The following is a 21246-nucleotide window of genomic DNA, read 5'->3' as shown; positions in this document are numbered from 1 at the left end:
GTCCTCTACAAACTGAAGTTCATCCCAATATGCAGACCTTTGATTATACACGCTTATAAATTATTGGTTCATCATATCCAAAAGTTCTCTTTCCATTAACTTCCATGCTTTCCGATACTTCCAGAAAATTGTTGGAAAACTTTTCCCAAAGTTTGAATGTCATTACCGGAGAGAACTGGCTTGTGCTGCCTCCCTCCCAGATTCCGTTCTTTTCATGATAAAGTGCCGGATTAAATTTTTCAGATTTTTCTAGTTTAGAGTAATCAACATTCTTCATAGAATCATATGAAAATGTATTTTTATCTTCTCCTTTTGGAATTTCATAAGAAGAAAGTAAAATTCCCTGTTCTATTTCCGTGATAAGGAAAAGATGTGGAGATGCATGACGTTTTCCATTAATTTCATAATAACTCTCTTCAACAACAAATTTTCCTTTGAAATCTTCAGGAAGGTTATTTATTTTGTCATTACAGATTGTATTTACATGTTCCGCATATGGATATGTTTTCCCTTCTGCCTGCATCTTATTAAATTGATCCTTATTATCAAAATGTCCTGTCATCATTCCTACAAAATTATCAAGTTTCATCATATACTTTACCTCCTGGTATTTGCCTAATCACACTATTCCTCTTTTGCTTTTGCCATACTGGCGATATCTCCCACTCCATTCAATACCATTGTCGGAAGATAAGCATAAGTTTTGAGTGTATCCTTCGTTGAACATCCAGAGAGAACCAATACAGTAGACATACCACTTTCCATTCCTGAAATCACATCTGTATCCATACGATCCCCAACCATTACAGCTTCTGCTGAATGACATCCAAGCATATTCAATCCTGTTCTCATCATCAGTGGATTCGGTTTCCCACAGAAATATGCCTGTGTACCTGTTGCCATTTCTATAGGTGCAATCAATGCACGACAAGCAGGAGCAATGCCGTTCTCAATCGGTCCGGAAACATCTGAGTTTGCTCCGATCAGCTTTGCACCTTTCAGAACTAAATTCGTTGCTTTTGTTAATGTATCCAATGAATAGGAGCGTCCCTCTCCCACAACAACATAATCCGGATTTACATCATTCATTGTGATACCTACATCATAAAGTGCATTTAACAGGCCGGCTTCTCCTATCACAAATGCCGAACAGCCTGCCGCCTGTTCTTTTAAAAATGCGGCTGTTGCCAATGCACTGGTATAAAAATGTTCTTCTGGCACATCAAGTCCCATCCTAGCCAATTTCTGATTTAATTCTCGTGGTGTATATCCACTATTATTTGTCAAAAACAAATATTCTTTCTTTTCATCATGCAACCACTGGATGAATTCTGGAACACCTGGCAATATCTGATTGCCATGATAGATCACACCATCCATATCACAGATGAATCCTTTTTTTTCATTAAAATCGATTATGGATTTTATCATGTTCATATGCGCCCTGCCTTTCTTGTTTCTTTAGAATACACCTTACTCTTTTCATAATAAAATAAAGCGCTATTTTCTACAAATATTTTTATATTATATCATCCACACATGAAATCAAATACATAGCACTGTAAAATCAAAGTAAATATTTCGATCAACAGAACCTTTTATGACAACATCTCTTTCACACAAGTACTTCGATAATCACTTGGTGATATTTTATATCTTTCTTTAAATACTCGGTTAAACGTTCTCTGACTTTCAAATCCACTATCTAGACAAATATTTGTAATAGAATCACTCGTATTTTCCAAACGATGGCATGCATAGTTCAGCCTTGCATCGTTAAGATATTGATTAAAGTTTCTATGGAATGTCTTGGAAAAGAGTCTGGATAAAACATATTTACTCACGCCCAGGTCTTTTGCCATCTCTTCCAACGAAAACTTCTTCTTGAAATTTGCTGATATATAGGAAACTGTCTGGTAAATAAGATCGTTGCTCCCCACACTGCTCTTTTCTACCAAATTTAATTTTCCTATGCAGCGTGCCAACACAATTTGAAGATATGCCTGTGCAACAGTAATATCCGACTGTTCTGTCTCTAAAATTGCATTTATAACCCTATATACCTCCGGTTCAACCTTTTCCGCTTTGATGATTGGGTATTCAGGAGCCATGGATTGCATGATATCTGCAAATTTGACTATCGTAAATGGCGATGCAATCAGATAAGTCGCTTTATTTACACCGGGTGTCAGTACCTGATAGTGATGAATAACATCTGGAAATGCAAAGCCTATATCTCCTTTTTCCATATGGTATAGTTCCTGTCCGACACCAAGTTCTAATGCTCCACTTGTTACACAAACGATCTCCAGTGCATTATGAAGATGTGGTTCAATATGTTTTGACTTCCTATTTATTGCTATGATCTCCTCTTTTGTGTCGACATATTTTAACTGCATGAAATACTCCCCTTTGCAACATTTGTCTATATCTTCTTTCGATTTGGCAAGCAATCCTTTTACACCTATCTTATAATCAACTTGTAAATAAGGAAAGGAGGAATTGCAAATGAGCAACCTAAAAAAATATCTGAATGACCTTTTAGTATTCTACACTGAATATTTTGAGCATCCTTACCATGTATAAATACTAAAAGGACTATTTTGTGAAAACTGAATATTTTCTTAAGGCCATTTCACAAAAATGAAGTGGTCCTTTTTTATTTTCAAAATACAGTTCAATCACTTTATATATAGAAAAAAGCACTGTCTCATCGAGCAATGACCAGACAACGCTTTCTCCTGTCAATTCTAATTTATGTCTGATGCATCTGTTACTTCATCTGCAGCAATTTCTTTTTCTGCTTTCAGTTTTTTATTTGCATCTTCTACATTCATTCTTGAAAGTACAAACATAATCAATACATCAAAGATTAACGGAAGCCAAAGATACATAAACTGCATCATATCAAGTGCAGACTGCGGCTGAGTTGCATTTGTTCCGATATATCCACTGAACTCAAGCAGCCATCCAACAACAGCGGTTCCAATACCTCCACCGATTTTTACGCCAAGAGAAGTACAAGAGTACATCGTTCCGTCAATTCTCTTTCCCTGTGTAAGATAAGTGTACTCAGAGCAGGATGCGATAACTGCATTCATATCTCCCTGCCATGGTCCCTGACCTAAGGCTGCAAGAGCTGTAAATGCCATCATCAGCGGAACACTGCCCATATATCCTGCAACAACAACAAGTGCTCTACCGATGACTGCTAAGACATAACCTCTTAAGTTCAGTTTATACATACCTTTCCACTTACCAACTAAGGTTGGTGTGAAAATCAGGGCAATGATCAGTGGAATATTTACTGCCCATGCAAATTGTCCAAACAAATTCTTATTTTTCAGTACCCATGTCATGTAATAAATGCCAGCTCCAATCATGGCACCATATAACTGCTGTAAAATATATGTTCCACAAATCATCATGTAATATTTGTTTTTGACAAGAAGCTTGAATGCCTGTACCATTCCATACTTTTCATTATCATTCTTTACTTCTCCTTCATTAAGTTCTTCCTCCGGAAGTTCCTTAACAGAAAGTGCTGAAATCGTATTTACGACCAGACCAATGATTGCATAGATAATAGCAACCGTTCTCCATGCCGCAGCATCTCCACCACATTTATCTACAAATCCAACTGTAATCGCCTGAATCAGAAGACTTGTTGAAAATGCAAAAATAAAACGGTAAGATCCCATCTGTACACGCTCTTTGCTGTTCTTTGTAATCAGTGACGTAAGTGCTGAATAAGCAATATTGTTTGCTGTATAAAACACACCATTTAACAGTGTATAAGAGATAAAGAACCATGCATATTTAGCCGTTGTTCCCAAGCTGACTGGTATTGCAAAACAGCAGACCAGCGTAATGGCACAACCAATATATCCATATAGCATCCAGGGTTTCGCTTTTCCCATTTTACTGTGTGTTTTGTCAATCATTGATCCAAAAAATATATCCGTAAAACCATCAAATAGTTTTGATACGGCAATCAGGGTACCTACGACACCTGCAGCAAGTCCTACTGAGTCCGTCAGATAGACCATCATGAAAGATGTCAGGAAGGCATAGACTACATTACCTGCAATATCACCTGATCCATATCCAATTTTGTTATACCATTTCAAATACTTTTTTTCTTCCATCGAATTTCTTTGCTCCTCATCTTCATCGCACTTAGAATTTCAAGATGTCTAACAGAGTATGATGTCTAATTCTAGTTTTTTCTCTGTTTTTGTCTGATTGCTCTGTATATCCGGACTTTACATAACAATCAGACTCTCTTTCCTTGTTTACGGGTTACATGAAACTTTATTATCCCTTTACATACGGTATCAGTGTAAACTGAAACCGGAATAATACATCATCAAATCGGTACTGATCCAATACAACTGGACCACAACTATTAGAACCAATGCCATTTAATGCGTAGTCAACGCAAAATACTACACTATCTGATTCTGTCAGTTCATAATTATGCGTTTTCTTCTCAAGTTCTTCCTGCGTATAATAAGAAGCATTGAATGAAAATGCCTTTTCTGCGGATGCCACAATTCCATATCGGCTGTTGTTAAGCTCTACATATTCACAATCATAATGGCTTCCATTTTCCTGTGGGCGAATATAATCCTCATGCAAATCATCTACATTTGCCTGATACAAACCGTGGCTCGCAGCCTGATGTTTGTCACAATAGCTTTCCTGTGGTCCCATTCCAAAGTATCGTGCAGCTGAAAGTTTTTTATCCAGGAACATCCTCACACCAAATCTCGGAAGATCCGGGAATTCATCGTCTTTTGTTACTGCAATATCTGCATCAATCTTTCCAGCAGCTTCTATTTTCCATGTAATCGTCACATCAAGAATCTTCTGTACTGTCTCTGCCACAACGGAAGCATGGCTTGTAATCTTCACACCATGTTTTCCCTGCACAACCTCTGTCGTATAGGCTCTTGTGTAAGCCTTATCATAGTGGGCTTTCTTCCATTCAGACTTGATGTACATATCGTTATCTGTTGGAGCTCTCCAAATATTTAATTCCATCGGATGGTTCAAGTATTCCCGCCCTGCGAATTTCATCTCTGTAAAGAGTGCAGTACGTTTGTCTATGGTATAAGCAAATTCACGCCCCTTGATATGAATCTGTGTATCATTTTCATTTACCTGTAATTCAGAGTCCACTACTGTTTTTGGTATCCATTTCTCTGCAAGTTTACATTTTGTATCCTCTTTACTTACCTCAATTTCATCAAATCCAAGAATATGGTCTTTATCCAACAGTGGCAATTCTTTTTTCAGATGGTAAATAAGTTTTAAATAACATTTCCCATTCTCTGGAACATTGATCTTCAGGTTTGTTTTTCCTTCCCCATGTGGTGCCACAGAAAACTCCGGAAGTATGCCTTTGCTGATCACAAGACCATCCTGTGTCAGCTCATAACTAATCTTCACATAATCTTTCAAGTCATCAAAATCCATGTAGTTATGAAGCACCAGTTCTCCGCTTTCTTTGTTATAGGAAATAACTCTTGCCGGGCGATAAACATTCTTGTATTCCAAAAGTCCTGTATGTACCGTTCTGTCCGGATATACTAATCCATCCATACAGAAGTTGCCATCATGAATTTCTTCGCCATGGTCGCCCCCATAAGCATATATAGTCTTTCCATTCTCAGCAGTTCCATGAGCAATCGCATGGTCACACCATTCCCAGACAAAGCCGCCGCACATTTTATCATTATCCTGAATCATCTGGAAGTAATCTTCAAAATCTCCAGGTCCGTTTCCCATGCTGTGACAGTACTCTACCAAAAGGAAGGGTTTGCTTCCATCTTTATCCAGATATTCCTGAATTTCGGAAAGCGCTGGGTACATCCGGCTGTACACATCCAGATTGCTGTAATCATATGTTTCATCATAATTACGGTATCTTGCACTCTCATATTGTGTGATACGTTCTGGATCAAAATTCTTTGTCCATTCCAGTGCTTTTTCAAAGTTGCAGCCATAAGCACTCTCATTTCCCATTGACCACATAACAATACAGAAACGGTTTTTGTCACGTTCCACCATGAGTTTTACGCGATCAACGATTGCCTCTTCCCATACCGGATCATCTGCAATCTTCTCATTCCATCGTTTAAACCGATTGTAATCAGTGTCTTCTTTTCTATAGATCATAAATGGACCATGAGCTTCAATATCTGCTTCATCTATTACCATGAATCCATACTTGTCACACATTTCATAGAAAAATGGTGCGTTCGGATAGTGGCTGGAACGGATCGCATTAAAATTATGCTGCTTCATTAACGTAAGATCGGTTGTAATCTGTTCCGGATTGATTGTAAATCCAGTAACCGGATCAGAATCATGTCGATTGACACCACGGAATTTAATCTTCTGTCCATTTAAATAAATAACCTGGTCTTTAATCTCTATCTTTCTTAATGCAATGTGATCTACAATTACTTCATTCTCTGTCTCAAGAATCAGTTTATATAGATATGGATTTTCTGTATTCCAAAGTTCCGGACTTGCGATTTCTAATACAGCTGTTCCTTCTTCAGCAATACTTCCTAGTGCTACAACTGCTCCGTTTCTATCTTCAATCGAAATTTTTACATTTAACGGAGAGTAGAATTTCATTTCAATTTCTACTTTCGCAAGCATATCCTCAATTCTTGTTTTAATATGATAATCACTGATTGCCTGTTTTGGGCGTTTCAAAATGTACACATCCCGGAAAATACCACTCATACGGAATTTGTCCTGATCTTCCAAATAGGAACCATCACACCACTTCATTACCAACACTGCCACCGTATTCGTTCCATCCTGAAGTACATCGGTAACATCAAACTCACTGGTCATATGCGAAACCTGGCTGTATCCTATGTAAGAGCCATTGATCCATACGTAAAAGCAACTGTCTACTCCTTCAAAGTTCAAAAAAGATTTTGGCGCTTTCTCATCTCTACTGTACTCAAAAGTATGTACATAGACTCCACACGGAATGTCCTGTGGCACATATGGTGGATCAAACGGAAATGGATACCGGATGTTTGTATACTGGTGTGTATCATATCCAGCCATCTGCCATACACTTGGAACCTGAATCTCATCAAAATTTTCTGTATCATAATTCTTCTCAAAGAAAGAATCCTGAATGTCATAGATGCTGTTAAAATACTGGAATTTCCAAGTTCCATTCAATAACTGCATACGATCTGACTCTTCTCTGTGTTCCACCAAGTTATCCATTCTTCTGGATGCCGGAATATAATAGGCTCTGGCTGGCATTGTGTTTTCGTGCAGTACGCTTAGATTTTCATAATAACGTGGTACGATCATAAATAGCTCTCCTCCAATACATATACTTTTTTGTTCTTTGTTTTCCTAAAGAAAACCTTATACTTTACTTTTTGTTTACGTTCCTTAGTTATGCTATATATATAGCTTATCCTAATTCGCAAAATATGTCTATGAATTGGATTAGACAAAATATGCACTAAATGATACAATGATAAAAAGTACGAAAAGAGGTGCTGTCCTATGTATTTGAACACCGGTTATTTGAACCACTCACATATGGATTTCAAAGACAAAAGTCGTCCGCTGATTGTAGGTAGCTGTGGTACTTACCGTCTTTCCAGACATCCCAAACTTCCGACCTACCGTCCAAAGGGTCGTCTGGATTATCAGATTATATATATCACTGCTGGTTGTGGGCATTTTCATTTTGATAATGTAAATAATGAAACGATTGTTCCAGCCGGCAACATTGTACTGTACAGACCGAAAGAACTCCAAAAATATGAATATTACGGAGAAGATAAGACAGAAGTATACTGGATTCACTTCACAGGAAGCAATGTAAAAAATATCTTACGTCAATATGGGTTTCCGGATAAAGAACGTGTCTTTCAAGTGGGTACATCTAATGAATATGAACAAATTTTCAAACGTATCATTATCGAGCTGCAACGCTGTCAAGACAATTATGAGGAAATGCTTGTCCTTTTGCTACGTCATCTTCTGATCAGTTTCCACCGGGAACTGACAAGAGAGCACATATTAAAAAATGAATACCTTGATCATGAGATGGATAATGCTGTTACCTTTTTCAGTGAAAACTACAATCAAAATATCAATATTGATGATTATGCTGCCTCACGAGGCATGAGTGTCAGCTGGTTTATCCGAAATTTCAAAAAATATACCGGTTCTACACCAATGCAATTCATTGTGGGAATCCGCATCAACAATGCTCAGATGTTACTTGAAACAACAACTTATTCCATCCATGAGATTTCTAAGATTGTCGGATATGATAACCAGCTTTATTTCAGTCGGCTTTTTCACAAGTTGAAAGGATATTCGCCGAGAGAATACCGAAAAATAAGAAATAGGTTATGAAATCTATAATGTCATAAAAAGTGAACTACTCGGCAACTTAGTTACCAGAGCATCTGAAATCTGGCGGGATACCGCCTTTTTTCAGGGTACGTCCATGACACCAATACTGCTTGCCTTTCGGCTATACAGCTACTTTTATTATTTCTGGATTTTTTAGTCCGGTTACGGACAGTGTCTTCTCTTTTCCGGATGCGGAAAGATATTTCCGCAGGATATTAAATGCGCCTACTGCATCTGCATTGTAGCTTACTCCTTCAGTTATATACATGCCCCGTTCTTTTCGGTTTGTTGCTTCTGCATATCTTTTTGATACTTCCGGTGATAACGGACTGCACTGGCTGGTATAGCTTTCCTCCTGTTTTATCAATTGGATCCCATACAGTTTCAGCTTATATCCCAGCATGATATACAGCTTGTTATATGGCAGTCCGTGAAACTTCTGGTTGACCTTATGCCCCATATCCTTCTCTTTACGGATATTTCGGATATCTCCCACAACCACACAGCGGATATCTTCTTTTCTGCAGTATTCTGCAATCCATCTGGTCACTTTATGAAGATAATCCTTCACTGTATTCTGCTTTTTTCTGTAAAGTCTCTGGATATGTTTCGATGATCTTGGATATTTTATCCCTCTTTCCGATTGCTGCGCATACCAGACAGACTGCACTCTGGCGATCTCTTTATGAAAGTATCTTTCCAATGAAAGATATCTCCTTCCAAGGATAAAAGTCCGACCGTTTCCGGAATCATAACAGGTCATCAGATTATGAAGTCCAGGATCAATAGATAAATAATGTCCATTCTGGGAAAGCTGCTCTGTCCCTTCGATCTCATAGATAACGATAAGGTCACATTTTCCGTTTTCCGGCGGATAGATCCGCAATTGTTTTATATGATCCATGTCCCTGAAAATCTTATTTTCAAGATATAGAAATCTTTCATGGATCCCGTAGGTTTCTTCCATATAGCTTTTCAGATCCTTTGGCAGAGACAGCCGCAACCGATCTGAACCTTTCTCATGCCGGATCCCCATCTGCATGTATGTGACCGGGATATTGTCCTGTTTAAAACGGGGCGGATTTGGATCTTTGACCCCTCCGGTCTTTTTCAGGACATAAAAAGATCTCCATGCTTTGTCCAGCTGTTTGCAGATCTCCTGTGCTATCTGTGACGGAAGCTGTCTGTACCACAGATCTCCTTTATGCGCTTTTTTCTGATAATACCAGTCAGGATACTTTTCCAGTCCCAGCTCTTTATAATGATGACGTTCGTAGTTGCAGACATTCCAGAGTTTGGAAGCTGCATAACACATATGCCCTATGATATTGGAATATTCCGGCCGGATCTTTACAGATGTTCTGTGTGACAGCAGCATTCCTCTTCCCCCTTTGGACAGCTATGCAGATAGAAATCTACACTCCACCTTGGTTTAATACGACTTGCTCTGATGCTCAATATAACGGCGGATATTCTCCTCAGATACAGATCCGATCGTTTCCACATAATAGGAATGGTTCCACAGCTCTCCCTTCCATAGCTGGTCTCTTATTTCCTGAAAACGTTCGAACAGTTTTCTACCGGTGATCCCCTTCAGATACTTGACGATCGCTGTTATGGACAGCTTTGGTGGAGCTGATACAAAACAGTGGACATGATCACCTTCACCACATTCAAATAAATGAACGGTAAAACCTTTATCCTCAGCGATCTGCTGCACCAGTTCCTTTAGGTATTCCTCAATTTCTGGGTTTAATATCTTCCGCCGGTATTTCACCGACCACACCATATGGTAATTAATATTACACACACAAGTCCTGTAATGTATTAGATTTTCTTTCATACATATAGTATAACATAACGAATAAAAATGCGCAGCAAAAATCGAACATATTTTCGAATGATTATATGCCGGTTACGGCATTAATATCAAGGGATTGGGAGATTATTATATTATTTCAATGTGCAGATATGCACAATCTTGCGCTTTCATCTCGGTAATTGAATTGCCGAGGATTCCCGCTTATTGTCCTAAATGCCAAAAAAGGATGCCAACGAATCAAATCAGATTACGTGACATCCTCTTCTTTTTATTAGTGCTATTTTATAAATTCAACCGAATAGTAATACATGTACTCATTATCTGTATCTATATGCTCCCCTGCAATATCCTGTATTGGCAACGAGCTTAACCCTTTTTCTCCATAAATCAGTGCTCTGTTCCATACTCTATCTTGCATTTGTTTTCAATAGTCGTTGCTGATCTTCCATAATATTCCCTGCTAAGAGACAAAGTATTCCACTGCGTTCTCAGGGAAGAATTACTTAAACTCACCATATAACTGAGCCGCAAGTGTTTTATTGTGCGCAAGTACCAAAGTTGGCTTGTTTAACTGGGCAATGACATTCGCCATGGTGAAGGTCTTACCGGAGCCTGTCACACCCAGCAAAGTCTCGAACTGGTTGCCTTCCTTAAAACCCTTGACCAGTTTTTCGATAACCTGAGGCTGGTCTCCTGTGGGTTGGTATTCGGAGTGTAATTTGAAATGATCCATACGGTTCTCCTTGTTGTTCTGAAATTTGTGGATATGTAAATACTGCCTGTTACTATATGTAAAGAGAGTGCTTTTATCTTTATTATTGTTGCTTTTACAGTATATCATTCAGCGTAAAAAAAGTATAGGACAACCGAATATTTGTTCTATACTTTTTACCGCACCACACAAAAAAGGCAGAGCCTGCTCCACTCAGACTCTGCCTCTCACTTTTTTCTTTTTATACTGCCGTCATTCTTCTACTTTTCTCTCATAAACGATCTCACCGCCAAGAACTGTCATATCCACTTTCGTGGCCTTGATCTCATCCGGATCAATCTTATAAATATCTTTCTCCAGAACTACGAAGTCTGCATTTTTTTCCACTTCGATGGTTCCGTTCTCGTCTTCTGTATAGGAAGCGTAAGCTGCGTTTTTTGTAAAAAGCTTCACCGCCTCATCTACAGACATTTTTTCGGATGGGATCCAGCCTTCCTGTGGCTGACCGCTGATATTTTTGCGGGTGACTGCAAAATAAATATTCTCCATGGCATCAAAGCTTACCACAGGAGCATCCGAACCGCCGGACGTATGGATTCCCATATCCAGCATGCTCTTCCATGCATACACCTTATCCATACGGTGTGCGCCGATGGCAGGTTCCACTGTGTTCATATCCAGATCGATAAATACCGGCTGGATATATGCCAGAAGATCCTGGTCTTTCATCCCCTGCAAAATACGCGGATTGGTGATCTGGCAATGTACGATACCATGTCTGCCCTTTTTATTATCCTTCCGGTAAGGAGATTTCGCAGCTGCCTCAATGACCATATCCATGGCACGATCGCCAATACAGTGTACCGCTGCCTGCATCTGATGCCGGTCAAAAAAAGCAAACAGATCGTCAAGCTCCTCCTGACTGAATGTGATGATCCCGGTATTTCCCGGCGAATCCTCGTAAGGCTCATTCATGGCCGCTGTTCTTGCACCAAGGGAACCATCCTGAATCAGCTTCATCGGTCCGACAGTAAAGTGATCCCCCCTCTGTCCGGTACGATATCCTTCCTCAATAAAAGCCTTCGCATCCTCCGCCCGCTCAAAAAGGCACTGCTCATAATGGCGGATACTCAGCTCTCCTCTGGCATCCAGTGCCTTATAGGAGGCCATGATCCGACGCCAGTTTTTCCCCGGAAGTGAGGCAAGATCATCGGACTGTACACCTGTAAATCCACATTCATTCAGCTTCTTCGCACTGTATTTGATGTAGTCTTCCACTTCTTCCTGGGATGGTGCTTCCAATACGGAAGAATAAAACTGTACTGCATTCTCCTTCAGAAGTCCGGTATCCAGGTCAACCTCCTTCTCAATCTCCGGGAACTCCGGGATTTTTTTCAGAAGCTCCAGACCGCAGCTGTTGCACACAGCCACATGCCCGCAGACACGCACCATAATGATGGGGATTTCCGTTGAGAGCGCATCCAGCTCATCCTTGTGCGGATAGCGTGGCTTATCAAAATGCTCCTCATTCCAGCCTCTGCAGTAGAGCCAGGTCAGCTTCTGACCTTTGCTCTCCTCCAGTCTTTTTTTTGCTGCGGCAAGCATTTCCTCAACACTTGTGCAGTCAAACAGTTTTACAGATCTTTCCACAAATGCATAATGCAGCATATGCATATGTGTATCCACAAAACCGGGCAGCATCAGCCTTCCCTTTAGGTCGATCCGCTTTTTGCAGGAAAAAGCTTCTGCTTCTTTATCAGTTCCCACAAAAACGATCCGACCATTTTCGATTCCCACAGCCTCTGCCACTTTTTCACTGTCATCCAGTGTTCTTATACATCCGTTAAAAAAAATTGTATCCACTGTTTATTTTTCCTCTTTTTCTTTTTTATCCTCGTAGAAAAGTGCCATATCCTTGTCTACCTTTCCGATTCCCATGTAACGCGCCTTGTAATCCTTCAGCAGTTTAAAGAAAGTACCACTTAAGATAAATAATGTGGCAACATTTACAAATGTAGGGAATACGGTTGTAAAGTCTGCAATTACCCACAGCTGCGCCGGTGTTCCGTTTCCGTAAAGAGTAAGCACTGTGACCAGAAGACCCCATAATGGTGTTCCAAGGATAAAAACCTTCTCTGCGATCTTCAGAACCTTCTGATTATTTTTCAGCCAGTGCTTCAGGATCACGCTGTAGTAGGTGAACCATCCGGTTGATGTTGTTAATCCAAAAAGAAAAATACTGATTGCGATCAGTGCTCTCGCAATGGAGCCCATTCCAGACTCAAATGCTGTCAGTGTCAGCTCTGATCCCTGAAGTCCTGAATTCCAGTAGCCGGTGATGATAACAACAAGACCTGTCATGGAGCAGACTACGATGGTGTCTGCAAATACCTCAAATGCTCCCATCAGTCCCTGTTTTACAGGATGGTCTGTCTTTGCAGAAGCATGGATCATAGGAGATGTTCCCCAGCCTGCCTCGTTGCTGTATACGGAACGGGCAAAGCCAAGACGCATTGCTGTTGCAACACCGGCTCCCATAAATCCGCCGACTGCCGCCTGTGTTGTAAATGCACCCTTGAAGATCAGTCCAAAGGTTTCCGGCAGCTTGTCAAAATTCACTACCAGTATTGCGAGAGAGCCTACAATGTAAAGCATGCACATGATCGGTGTCATATAGGAAGAGATCACGCCGACTTTCTTTACACCGCCGATGATGATCAGATAGATCGCTGCCACATACAAAAGTGACGGTACGATGTACGGCAGGTGGAAGGTACTTCCGACAGCCTCTGATACTGTATAATTCTGCAAAGTAATGAACCATGTCATGAAAATACAGCCGCCGAACAGTACTGCAAAAAGTTTCCAGAAGGGAAGCTTTTTCTCTCCGCCAAGACCCTTCTGCATGTAGTAGGTCGGGCCTCCTTGGTACTCACCGTTTGGCTGTTTCTCTCTGTAGTATACAGCAAGTGTTACCTCTGCCATCTTGATGACCATGGCAAGAAGCGCTGCGATCCAGAGCCAAAATAATGCCCCAGGTCCTCCTGTTGCAATAGCCGTTGCAACACCGGACATATTGGATACACCAACAGTACCTCCGATCGCAATGGAAATAGCCTGGAACGGTGTCAGGCTCTTTCCGTCATCTCCGCCTTCCTGGCGACGTTCTTTACTGAACATGTTTTTCACAATGCAACCAAAATGGCGGAACTGGAAGAAACCGGAACGTACTGTCAGATATACGCCTGTAGCGAGGATCGTGATCAGCAACGGCAGTCCCCAGAGCCAGTTGGTCAGATTTTCAAATAATTCAAACATCTTTTCCTCTCCTGTCCTTCTTATTTTTTGTCTTTTGCATCCATTCGGAAAATCTGTGTATAGAATATAAAAAATCCCCGGAACATGAAGGCAGATACGGATACCCGGTGTTCCCGACATACAGCTCTTCTGCCATATATCTGCGAGCCCCGTTTCTATCCTCTTTATCCTTCATGCTCTGGGGATCTTACATTTCAGCCCACGAATCTTCCAAACAATGACAGTATATCACAGTTCCGGAGGAATTTCTACTTTTTCTGTTTGAATTTTGTATTTTTATTCATTTTTCGTGAATATTACTATTTTACCGTATGGATTCCGGATACTCCACCCCTTCCGGCATGGAATCCCATTCGTTAAGGCCAAGGCTCTGCTTGAATTTCGCCTGTTCAAGCGTAAGCTTCGGGAGATCATCCTGCAGATAATCCATCAGCTCACTGATGCCTTCCCTGGTCTTGTTATTTACCATGAAGATCCGTTCACAACCCATGTTCTCCATCCACTGTCTGACCATGGGAATGTTGGCATGGGGAGAATCCACCTTGGTGATGATCCCGATCAGCGGCCGTAGTAGAAAATTCCTGCTGCCGTCACTAAACAGGTTAAAGGGCTCATTGGCTGCCTGTACAATGGCGATCACATCCGCCTCAAAGGAAAAGCAGGCCAGTCCTACGCTGAAATGCTTGGATTCCGCATATTCTCCCGGTGAATCAATAGTATCTTCATTTGTATTGGTATACTGAGTCTTATGATAATGAAGCTCTTCCCCTTTAAGCGCCTGTGTCAGGGATGTTTTGCCGGCTTCACTTCGACCCATCAGAAAAATTTTTTTCATTTTTTATCCCGTCCTGCCTCAGCTTCTGTGGATCTTACAAACATCGAATTTCAATGTCTCATGGAAAAATCGTACCACTTCCTCCACAGCTGTCATCACTTCCGTAAAACCGCCTGTCAGGATCAGCGTCCCACAGAAACGATCCATAAATCCTACTTCCACATGAGCTGCCTTCACTGCAACATCTGCCGCAACCACGATTGCCTCCCAGGGTGTGACACGGACTATGCCGATGGCATCTCCTCTGTGATCTTCACCTTCATGAACACCGATATGTAACGCAAGATTCTCATATATCGATCTGTCATTTGGTGTAAAAACATGTGCAAAGGAAAGCTCCTTTCCAGGTACTCTCACCCGGGTCAGCCGAAGTCTTCTTCCCTTAAGGTTCTCATAATCATCATGAAACAGCCTCTCCAGCAGTTCTTCCTTTGTTATCCGTTCTTCCATGGTACACTTCCTTATCTCTTGGTGATATTGCATACTACATATCCCAGAGTATCACGGAAATAATCCACGATCTCCTCCATTGCAGTCTGCACATCGGAAATCTCTCCTGTTATGATCAGTGTTCCTGTAAAACGGTCTGCAAATCCAAGATACACATTACCGCTCTTCACAGCAATATCGGATGCGATCACAGCAGACTCGGAAGGTGTCATGTTCATGATACCAATTGCAGATGATCCATAGTCCACCTGCGGATTCAGTCCAAGCTTCTGATATATGATTGGTGCCGGACCACCCATGATATGGGCAAATGTGATCTCCTTACCGGCTACGGTTTCCTGTACGATTCTGATCTGATCTCTATGTTCATCCGCCATTGATGATTCCTCGCTTTCAAAATTTTATATTATTCTCGATCTGATAATATTGGATAATTTTATAAGCCGGATTTCATTCATCCGGCTTACAGCTTCCTAAAGTCAGGCAGATCTTTGAAATCCGCTCTGCTACCTGCTCATGGTCAAAAAACAGTCTGGCAGTTCATCTGATTTAATTTTACTATTTACCAATTTTAATGTCAAGACAATTCTTCGAAAACAAGTCAAAAAACAACGTTTTTAAAAATAGAAATCCACAAAAAACAACATTTATTTTCAAATCCTCGCGGAAAACCAGTCAGGAATCTGCTCAAAACTCAAACACCTTCTTAATACTGTCATAATGTAGGAATTTTCCCTCTGCGGCAAACGCCCGGATCTGCTCCAGGGTTGCAAACATATATCCGTCTGTCTCTTCCATCTGAAGCTTCAGATCCTTATCCTCCACATCCATGACAAAACGGTACACATCCACAAAGTAATTATCTCCTTCCCCAGGATTCTCTCTTTTATATGTAAAAAGGTATCCGCCCTCTGCCTCACTGGCGTCCAGTCCGGTCTCCTCTTTCACCTCACGGAGTACTGCATCACGGGAAGCCTCTCCTGCCTGGGCTGCACCGCCGGAAACCTCCCACCAGCCCGGAGCCCAGGCCTTTGTCATCACACGTTTGGTAATAAGAAAGGTCTTGTCCGGTCTTGCTACCACGCCCAAAACTGTCAGATGATACTCTCCATCCTTTAAACACCAGTCATTGCGCTTCATAGTTCGTCCTGTCGGTTTCTTATCTGCATCGTAAATATCCCAGAATTCCATTTTATCTATCTCCTGTCTTTTTACAGAACGCGGAAATACAGTCTTACATTTGATCCGTTTCAGCCTGCCCGTTTCTCCGTTTTCTGTATCTTTTTTATTTGTTATGATAACACGTTAAAATCATATATGTAAACCCCTGGATCCGATACCATTTTCCAGTTAGCGTTACCGTTCACTCCGTTCTCAGTAACCAGTTACCCTTCTACATCTGTTTTTTTCACATTATAAACATGCAAGTACCTGCAGCCTGAAAGATGATATGCAAAAATCTATAGATTATTTTTATTATATCGCTCGTATTATGAATTAGTTTTATAGATTATTCTGTTATATAATTAACACAAACAAACGATTCTATTTAAAATAACCAGGGAGGTTTTTTTCAGATGAAGAATGATTATCCGCATATTTTTTCCCCATTAACCGTTAAAAATATGACTATCAAGAACCGTATTGTTATGATGCCGATGGGCACCAACTACGGTGAACAGAACGGCGAAATGAGTTTTCTTCATATCAATTATTATGAGCAGCGTGCAAAGGGTGGCACAGGTCTCATCATCGTAGAGAACGCAAGCATCGATTCCCCGCAGGGCTCCAACGGAACCACACAGCTGCGCATCGATCATGACAACTATCTGCCACGTCTTTTCAAATTCTGTGAAAATATTCATAGATACGGAACAAAGATTGCGATCCAGATCAACCATGCCGGAGCTTCCGCTGTTTCTTCCAGGATCAACATGCAGCCGGTTTCCGCATCTGACGTTCCATCCAAAGAAGGCGGCGAGATCCCGCGTCCTCTTTCCAAAGACGAGATCCTTCACATCGTAAAAAAATACGGTGAGGCTGCAAAACGTGCACAGACAGCTGGCTTTGACGCGGTAGAGATCCATGCAGGACACTCCTATCTGATCAGTCAGTTCCTCTCCCCGATCACAAACAAGCGTACCGATGAGTTCGGCGGATCTGTTGAGAACCGTACCCGTTTCTGCCGTATGGTCATCGATGAGGTAAGGAAACAGGTAGGACCTTTCTTCCCGATCATGCTCCGTCTCAGTGCGGATGAGCTGATGGAAGGCGGAAATACACTGGAGGATACTCTGGAATACCTGGATTATCTTCAGGAAGAGGTTGATATCTTCGATGTTTCCTGCGGACTTAACGGTTCCATCCAGTACCAGATCGATGCAAATTATCTCCCGGACGGATGGCGTTCCTACATGGCAAAGGCCGTAAGAGAAAAATTCAACAAGCCATGTATCTCCATGGGTAATGTCCGTGACCCGAAGGTTGCTGAGCGTATCCTGGCTGACGGTGATGCAGACCTGATCGGTATGGGCCGTGGTCTGATCGCAGACCCTGCATGGGTAAACAAGGTTGCCACAGGTCATGAGTGTGACCTCCTCAAATGTATCTCCTGTAACGTTGGCTGTGCCGGAAACCGTATCGGTGTAAACCGTCCGATCCGCTGTACTGTAAACCCATCGGTTCTTGAGGGCGATGTATATAAGAAAAAACATGTAAATAAAAACTGCAACGTGGTCGTTATCGGCGGTGGCACTGCCGGACTGGAAGCTGCCTGTACAACCGCAGAGGTTGGATGCAATACCTTCCTTCTGGAAAAAAGCAATGAGCTTGGCGGACTTGCATCTCTGATCTCAAAGATCCCTGCAAAGAACCGTCTTGCTGATTTCCCGCACTATCTCATGCATCGTGCAGAACAGCTTGATAATCTTTACATCTTCAAAAACACAGAAGGAACACCGGAAAACATCCGCAAGTTCCATCCGAATATCATCGTAAGCTCCACCGGCTCCGCTCCGCTTCTGCCTCCGATCGCAGGACTGAAGGATCGTATTGACAACGAGAACCATAATATTTATTCTATTCTTGGTATGATCAGCCACATTAATGATTTTCCGAAGGATCTGGAAGGCAAAAAGGTTGTAGTTGTAGGCGGCGGTGCTGTAGGTCTTGATGTTGTGGAATTCTTTGCTGACAGAAACGCAGACATCTCTATCGTTGAGATGATGGATCAGATCGGACGTGATCTTGACCCGGTAAGCAAAAATGACACAAAGACCATGATGAAAAAACACAATGTACATCAGCTTACAAAAACTGCTCTCCTTGAGGTTAAGGATTCTTCCTTCCTTGTCAGGGGCGACGGTGAGCCTTATGAGCTTCCATTTGAGTACGGCTTCGTATGTCTCGGAATGAGAGCTCAGGGACAGCTTTACCAGAACCTCACAGAGGAATTTTCTTCTGAGGATGTTGAGATCATAAACATCGGCGACAGCCAGAGAGCAAGACGAATCATTGACGGTACCCAGGAAGGACGCAATGTCCTTACCGTTCTTGAGCAGAAGGGATACCTTTAATATTTTTCCGCTATACCCTTTCTGGGAACATTTCAATCCTTCTCCCGGAAAGTGTATATAGATCTGTTACAGTTCACTCGGTGATCCGTAACATAGATTTTCCACGTCTTCCTCCCCCGCAGCCGTCCGGAGAATGTCCGCAACTTCTTCAGATCTATGTGGTGGGAGGTTTAAAAAAGACAAATCTTCATCCAGATTTTACCAATGAGAGGAGTTATTACCATGTCAGAAAGAATCACAGGACATACCGAACTGATTGGTCTTATGGCATATCCGATCCGCCACTCCAGCTCTCCTGCCATGCAGAATGAAGCTTTTGCAAAGCTTGGCTATGATTATGCATATCTTGCATTTGAGGTTGGTGCAGACGAGATCGAGGATGCTGTAAAAGCAATCCGTACTCTGAAAATGAGAGGTTCCAACGTTTCCATGCCGAACAAAACTCTGGTAGGCCAGTACCTTGACGAGCTTTCACCGGCAGCAGAAATGTGCGGCGCTGTAAACACCATCGTTAATGATCATGGTCATCTTACAGGCCATATCACAGACGGTATCGGATTTATGGCAGCACTGAAAGACAATAACATCGACGCTATCGGAAAGAAAATGACCATCGTAGGTGCAGGTGGTGCCGCAACTGCTATCGAGATCCAGGCAGCACTTGACGGTGTAGGCGAGATCGTGATCTTCAACCGCAAAGATGAATTCTGGGGCCGTGCAGTATCTACGGTAGAAAAGATCAACACCAGAACTTCAAGCCATGCTGTTCTCTATGATCTGGCAGATCTTGACCAGCTGAAAAAAGAAATGGCTGACAGTTATATTTTCGTAAATGCGACAGGTGTTGGAATGAAACCACTGGAAGGTCAGTCCGTTGTTCCGGACAAGTCTTACTTCCGCCCGGAGCTTATCGTTGTTGACGTGCCTTACTCCCCTCTTGAAACTGCTATGCGTTCTATGGCAAAGGAAGTTGGCTGCAAGACAATGAACGGCCTTGGCATGATGCTTTTCCAGGGCTCCGCTGCATTTGAACTGTGGACCGGCGAACCGATGCCGATCGAACATATGAAAGAGATTCTTAACATCAGATACGACGACTAAACTGCTATCTGTTCCTGTCGTATCAGAAAGGACCATTATGAAAACAGTTCAGGTAAGAAATATCACACTCGGAGAGGGAAGACCGAAGATCTGTGTCCCGATCGTGGGACAGACAAAGGATGATATCCTCCTTGAGGCAGGGACCTTCGCAAGGATCCCCGTAGACGTTGTGGAATGGCGTGTTGACTGGTTTGAGGACGTTTTTGACACAGACAAGGTTCTGGATGTGGCAAAAGATCTCCAGACCGTTTTAAAGGACACTCCGATTCTCTTCACCTTCCGTACTGCAAAAGAAGGCGGAGAAAAAGCGATCTCCAACGAAGCTTACAAAGCACTCAACATGGCTGTCGCAAAAAGCGGCTATGTAGATCTCATTGATGTAGAAGCCTTCACAGGTGAGGAGATCGTAAAAAGCATGATCCAGGAAGCACACAGCTATGGCGTAAAGGTCATCGCTTCCAACCATGATTTTGACGCAACTCCTGAGAAAGATGAGATCGTGCGCCGTCTTCGCATGATGCAGGACTATGGCGCAGATATCCCGAAAATGGCTGTTATGCCAAGAAACAAACAGGACGTGCTTACACTCTTAAGTGCCACGCTGGAAATGTCCGAGCAGTTCGCCGACCGCCCGATCATTACCATGTCCATGGCAGGTACAGGTGTTGTCAGCCGTCTCGCTGGCGAAACCTTCGGTTCCGCCCTTACCTTCGGTGCAGCTACCAAAGCTTCCGCACCGGGACAGATCAATGTCAACGAGCTTGCACAGGTTCTTGACATTATCCACAAAAGCCTATGATCCTGTAACCTCCCATAAAAAGGATCTACGGTAGATTTTTGTAACAGAACGCGAATTATAAACCAGTTTTTAAACCCAATTGATGTAACAAATTTTTGCAATTTTAATCCCATAATAGCAAATCTATTAAAATAATAATTAAAAACAACAAATCTCATGATCGAGTAGGAGGCGGTGACTAACCGCCGTCCTCTCACACCACCGTGCATACCG

General features: G+C 42.0%; 18 protein-coding genes and 1 pseudogene. 4 read left to right on the top strand and 15 right to left on the bottom strand.

Translation table 11 applies throughout. The features are described 5' to 3' along the window. Window positions 1-43 precede the first annotated feature (43 nt). The 5 genes from LI091_RS12625 to LI091_RS12605 form a co-directional block, all read right to left on the bottom strand. Window positions 44-592, bottom strand: a complete 549-nt coding sequence (locus tag LI091_RS12625; protein WP_256164088.1) for a hypothetical protein — start codon at window positions 590-592, stop codon at window positions 44-46. Between the two features lie 32 nt (window positions 593-624). Then, window positions 625-1437, bottom strand: a complete 813-nt coding sequence (locus LI091_RS12620; RefSeq protein WP_021652318.1) for an HAD-IIA family hydrolase — start codon at window positions 1435-1437, stop codon at window positions 625-627. 161 nt (window positions 1438-1598) lie between these two features. After that, window positions 1599-2399, bottom strand: coding sequence for a helix-turn-helix transcriptional regulator (locus tag LI091_RS12615; RefSeq protein WP_265191211.1), 801 nt, complete (start codon window positions 2397-2399; stop codon window positions 1599-1601). 351 nt (window positions 2400-2750) lie between these two features. Next, entirely contained in the window at window positions 2751-4148 is a 1398-nt protein-coding gene (locus tag LI091_RS12610; RefSeq protein WP_118508484.1) for an MFS transporter, read from the bottom strand. A gap of 169 nt (window positions 4149-4317) precedes the next feature. Next, entirely contained in the window at window positions 4318-7356 is a 3039-nt protein-coding gene (locus LI091_RS12605) for a glycoside hydrolase family 2 TIM barrel-domain containing protein (protein ID WP_265191210.1), read from the bottom strand. A gap of 201 nt (window positions 7357-7557) precedes the next feature. On the opposite strand from LI091_RS12605, the gene LI091_RS12600 reads away from it, so the two are divergent. Further along, window positions 7558-8421 carry an AraC family transcriptional regulator gene (locus LI091_RS12600; RefSeq protein WP_044961974.1) on the top strand — a complete coding sequence of 288 codons (864 nt, stop codon included), beginning with the start codon at window positions 7558-7560 and terminating at the stop codon, window positions 8419-8421. 121 nt (window positions 8422-8542) lie between these two features. On the opposite strand, the gene LI091_RS12595 is transcribed toward LI091_RS12600, so the two are convergent. The 10 genes and pseudogenes from LI091_RS12595 to LI091_RS12550 all read right to left on the bottom strand — a co-directional run bounded on the left by LI091_RS12595 (window position 8543) and on the right by LI091_RS12550 (window position 16749). After that, window positions 8543-9799 (bottom strand): RNA-guided endonuclease InsQ/TnpB family protein, encoded by a 1257-nt coding sequence (locus LI091_RS12595; protein WP_227573684.1) that lies wholly within the window; start codon window positions 9797-9799, stop codon window positions 8543-8545. Window positions 9800-9853: 54 nt separating this feature from the next. Continuing rightward, entirely contained in the window at window positions 9854-10264 is a 411-nt protein-coding gene (gene tnpA / locus LI091_RS12590) for an IS200/IS605 family transposase (protein ID WP_180211315.1), read from the bottom strand. A 481-nt stretch (window positions 10265-10745) separates the two neighbouring features. Beyond that, window positions 10746-10976, bottom strand: a pseudogene (locus LI091_RS12585) (DEAD/DEAH box helicase family protein); the annotation flags it as partial. 231 nt (window positions 10977-11207) lie between these two features. Continuing rightward, a complete protein-coding gene (locus LI091_RS12580) occupies window positions 11208-12818 on the bottom strand; it encodes an amidohydrolase (RefSeq protein ID WP_265191209.1) in 1611 nt (536 codons plus the stop codon). Window positions 12819-12821: 3 nt separating this feature from the next. Continuing rightward, window positions 12822-14273: an alanine/glycine:cation symporter family protein gene (locus tag LI091_RS12575; protein WP_265191208.1), complete on the bottom strand. Its 1452-nt coding sequence runs from the start codon at window positions 14271-14273 to the stop codon at window positions 12822-12824. Further along, the gene (locus LI091_RS12570; RefSeq protein WP_015527038.1) at window positions 14266-14448 is read right to left on the bottom strand and encodes a hypothetical protein; all 183 of its coding nucleotides are present in this window, start codon (window positions 14446-14448) and stop codon (window positions 14266-14268) included. The genes LI091_RS12575 and LI091_RS12570 overlap by 8 nt, the downstream gene beginning before the upstream one ends. A 129-nt stretch (window positions 14449-14577) precedes the next feature. Then, window positions 14578-15108 carry a EutP/PduV family microcompartment system protein gene (locus tag LI091_RS12565; protein ID WP_021652307.1) on the bottom strand — a complete coding sequence of 177 codons (531 nt, stop codon included), beginning with the start codon at window positions 15106-15108 and terminating at the stop codon, window positions 14578-14580. 18 nt (window positions 15109-15126) lie between these two features. Further along, a complete protein-coding gene (locus tag LI091_RS12560; protein ID WP_265191207.1) occupies window positions 15127-15558 on the bottom strand; it encodes a BMC domain-containing protein in 432 nt (143 codons plus the stop codon). A gap of 11 nt (window positions 15559-15569) precedes the next feature. Further along, complete coding sequence (locus LI091_RS12555) at window positions 15570-15935, bottom strand: BMC domain-containing protein (protein WP_015527035.1); 366 nt, start codon at window positions 15933-15935, stop codon at window positions 15570-15572. 310 nt (window positions 15936-16245) lie between these two features. After that, window positions 16246-16749, bottom strand: coding sequence for an NUDIX hydrolase (locus tag LI091_RS12550; RefSeq protein WP_059086843.1), 504 nt, complete (start codon window positions 16747-16749; stop codon window positions 16246-16248). Between the two features lie 386 nt (window positions 16750-17135). Between LI091_RS12550 and LI091_RS12545 the strand changes: the two genes are divergently transcribed. The 3 genes from LI091_RS12545 (at window position 17136) to aroD (ending at window position 21033) form a co-directional block, all read left to right on the top strand. Then, a complete protein-coding gene (locus LI091_RS12545; protein ID WP_265191205.1) occupies window positions 17136-19133 on the top strand; it encodes an oxidoreductase in 1998 nt (665 codons plus the stop codon). Between the two features lie 222 nt (window positions 19134-19355). Next, window positions 19356-20234, top strand: coding sequence for a shikimate dehydrogenase (locus LI091_RS12540; protein ID WP_161208694.1), 879 nt, complete (start codon window positions 19356-19358; stop codon window positions 20232-20234). 37 nt (window positions 20235-20271) lie between these two features. Then, entirely contained in the window at window positions 20272-21033 is a 762-nt protein-coding gene (gene aroD / locus LI091_RS12535) for a type I 3-dehydroquinate dehydratase (protein WP_015527030.1), read from the top strand. The last annotated feature ends 213 nt before the right edge of the window (window positions 21034-21246 follow it).

The sequence above is a fragment of the Blautia sp. MSK20_18 genome (assembly GCF_020553125.1).
In the GTDB taxonomy this organism is placed as follows: Bacteria; Bacillota; Clostridia; order Lachnospirales; family Lachnospiraceae; genus Blautia_A; species Blautia_A fusiformis.
The sequence above is the reverse complement of the archived record's forward strand: the minus strand, read 5'-3'. Positions and strand labels throughout refer to the sequence as shown.

Bases quoted from the DNA above. Each gene is read 5' to 3' on its own strand.
- LI091_RS12625 (WP_256164088.1), bottom strand. From the start codon at position 592: ATGATGAAACTTGATAATTTTGTAGGAATGATGACAGGACATTTTGAT.
- LI091_RS12620 (WP_021652318.1), bottom strand. From the start codon at position 1,437: ATGAACATGATAAAATCCATAATCGATTTTAATGAAAAAAAAGGATTC.
- LI091_RS12615 (WP_265191211.1), bottom strand. From the start codon at position 2,399: ATGCAGTTAAAATATGTCGACACAAAAGAGGAGATCATAGCAATAAAT.
- LI091_RS12610 (WP_118508484.1), bottom strand. From the start codon at position 4,148: ATGGAAGAAAAAAAGTATTTGAAATGGTATAACAAAATTGGATATGGA.
- LI091_RS12605 (WP_265191210.1), bottom strand. From the start codon at position 7,356: ATGATCGTACCACGTTATTATGAAAATCTAAGCGTACTGCACGAAAAC.
- LI091_RS12600 (WP_044961974.1), top strand. From the start codon at position 7,558: ATGTATTTGAACACCGGTTATTTGAACCACTCACATATGGATTTCAAA.
- LI091_RS12595 (WP_227573684.1), bottom strand. From the start codon at position 9,799: ATGCTGCTGTCACACAGAACATCTGTAAAGATCCGGCCGGAATATTCC.
- tnpA (WP_180211315.1), bottom strand. From the start codon at position 10,264: ATGAAAGAAAATCTAATACATTACAGGACTTGTGTGTGTAATATTAAT.
- LI091_RS12575 (WP_265191208.1), bottom strand. From the start codon at position 14,273: ATGTTTGAATTATTTGAAAATCTGACCAACTGGCTCTGGGGACTGCCG.
- LI091_RS12570 (WP_015527038.1), bottom strand. From the start codon at position 14,448: ATGAAGGATAAAGAGGATAGAAACGGGGCTCGCAGATATATGGCAGAA.
- LI091_RS12565 (WP_021652307.1), bottom strand. From the start codon at position 15,108: ATGAAAAAAATTTTTCTGATGGGTCGAAGTGAAGCCGGCAAAACATCC.
- LI091_RS12560 (WP_265191207.1), bottom strand. From the start codon at position 15,558: ATGGAAGAACGGATAACAAAGGAAGAACTGCTGGAGAGGCTGTTTCAT.
- LI091_RS12555 (WP_015527035.1), bottom strand. From the start codon at position 15,935: ATGGCGGATGAACATAGAGATCAGATCAGAATCGTACAGGAAACCGTA.
- LI091_RS12550 (WP_059086843.1), bottom strand. From the start codon at position 16,749: ATGGAATTCTGGGATATTTACGATGCAGATAAGAAACCGACAGGACGA.
- LI091_RS12545 (WP_265191205.1), top strand. From the start codon at position 17,136: ATGAAGAATGATTATCCGCATATTTTTTCCCCATTAACCGTTAAAAAT.
- LI091_RS12540 (WP_161208694.1), top strand. From the start codon at position 19,356: ATGTCAGAAAGAATCACAGGACATACCGAACTGATTGGTCTTATGGCA.
- aroD (WP_015527030.1), top strand. From the start codon at position 20,272: ATGAAAACAGTTCAGGTAAGAAATATCACACTCGGAGAGGGAAGACCG.